This is a genomic window from Pseudomonas sp. P5_B2 (assembly GCF_056400445.1).
Genome location: NZ_JBFULH010000732.1, coordinates 1 through 1,862, shown reverse-complemented (window position 1 = coordinate 1,862; position 1,862 = coordinate 1). Strand labels below are relative to the sequence as shown.

2 protein-coding genes are annotated in these 1,862 nt (G+C 57.2%); both read left to right on the top strand.

The genetic code is table 11. The features are described from left to right. Positions 1–138: 138 nt before the first annotated feature. The gene (locus AC1DRJ_RS26115) at positions 139–1,533 is read left to right on the top strand and encodes a uracil-xanthine permease family protein (RefSeq protein WP_477804695.1); all 1,395 of its coding nucleotides are present in this window, start codon (positions 139–141) and stop codon (positions 1,531–1,533) included. Between the two features lie 87 nt (positions 1,534–1,620). Continuing rightward, on the top strand, positions 1,621–1,862 hold a 242-nt coding region (locus AC1DRJ_RS26110; protein ID WP_477804694.1), incomplete at its 3' end, for a TetR/AcrR family transcriptional regulator.

Sequence of the window (1,862 nt, the reverse complement as noted above, 5' to 3'; positions counted from 1 at the left end):
CTAGAAACCCACGAAGACCCCAGAAACAAAGGACCTCGGACTGTATAAAAAAAAATAAGCTGAGCACTTGGACAGTTTTTTGCAAAGCAGGATGAACTTGCCCGTCAGCCCTGCTTACAAAAAAGAAGACCTACGCCCATGCAGCCAGAATCCTCAAACCCCAGCGATTTGATCTACGGTCTCAACGACCGCCCGAAACCGCTCGCCGCGATACTCGCCGCCCTGCAACACGTGCTCGCCAGTTTCGTCGGCATCATCACCCCACCACTGGTGATCGGCTCGGCACTCGGCTTGACCGCGCATTTGCCTTACCTGATCAGCATGGCGTTGATGGTGTCCGGCGTCGGTACCTTTATTCAGGCGCGTCGGCCGTTCGGCATCGGTGCCGGGATGATTTGCCTGCAAGGCACCAGTTTTGCGTTTTTGGGCGCGGTGCTGTCGGCTGGCTTCCTCGTGAAGCAACGAGGCGGCAGCCCGGAAGACATTTTGGCGATGATCTTCGGTGTGTGTTTTTTCGGCGCCTTGGTGCAGATCGTCCTGAGCCGCTTCATCGGCCAACTGCGCAGAGTGATCACGCCGCTGGTTACGGGGATTGTCATAACATTGATCGGCATCAGTCTGATCAAAGTTGGCATCACCGACCTTGGCGGTGGCTTCAACGCCGCAGATTTCGGGGCGCCGGGCAATCTGGCGCTGGGGCTGTTCGTGCTGTTGACGATCATTCTGCTTAACCGTTCAAACACACCGTGGATTCGTCTCTCGGCCATCATCATCGGGTTGGTGCTGGGCAGTGTGGCGGCGTATCTCAGTGGAAAACTCATCCCGCAACCGTTGCCTGATTTGCCACTGGTAAGTCTTCCGATCCCGTTCAAGTACGGATTCAGCTTCGACTGGACGGCTTTCCTGCCCGTTGCGCTGATTTATCTGATCAGCACTATCGAAACCGTCGGCGACCTGACCGCAAACTGCATGCTCGCCCGTCAACCGATCAGCGGCCCCTCCTATATCAAGCGTCTCAAGGGCGGTGTACTCGGTGACGGCATTAGTTGCCTGATCGCCGCCACCTTCAGCGCATTCCCCAACACCACGTTTGCGCAGAACAACGGCGTGATCCAACTGACCGGCGTTGCCAGCCGTTACGTTGGCTTGTACATCGGCGTCGTGCTGTTTTGCCTCGGGCTGTTTCCGTTGATTGGCGCAATGCTGCAGCAAATTCCGAAACCGGTGCTTGGGGGTGCAACGCTGGTGATGTTCGGCAGTGTCGCGGCGGCTGGCGTGCGCATTCTTGCGCAAGCACCGCTGGACCGTCGCAGCATGTTGATCATCGCCACCTCGTTCGGCGTCGGGCTGGGCATCGCGGCGCAGCCGAACCTCTTACATCTGCTGCCCAAACTGGTGCAGAACCTGTTCGATTCAGCGATCACCAGCGGCGGCTTGACGGCATTGCTGATGTGCTTGTTGCTGCCAGAGTCGAAGGCTGATGCGCAGAGGGTCAACCTCGCCCATGAAAGTGCCCCGGTCGAGCGGGCTTAAGGGTTTTATCGCACCGGGGCTTGTCTCAAGCCCATCGGTGCGCTATCAACGCACTGGTTGCACCCACTTATTTGTCTGGAAGTGCCTATGACCTTTGAAGTCCCTGCTCATGGCGGAAAACCTGCCAGCCGCATTCGTCAGAAGAACGAACAGACCATCATCAAAGCCGCCGAAGACGAGTTCGCCCGTCACGGATTCAAAGGCACCAGCATGAACACCATCGCCCAGAATGCCGGGCTACCCAAGGCGAACCTGCATTACTACTTCACCAACAAACTCGGTTTGTATGTGGCGGTGCTGAGCAACATCATCGAATTGTGGGACAGCAC

Coding starts and splice junctions, on each gene's coding strand:
- AC1DRJ_RS26115 (WP_477804695.1), top strand. CDS start 139: ATGCAGCCAGAATCCTCAAACCCCAGCGATTTGATCTACGGTCTCAAC.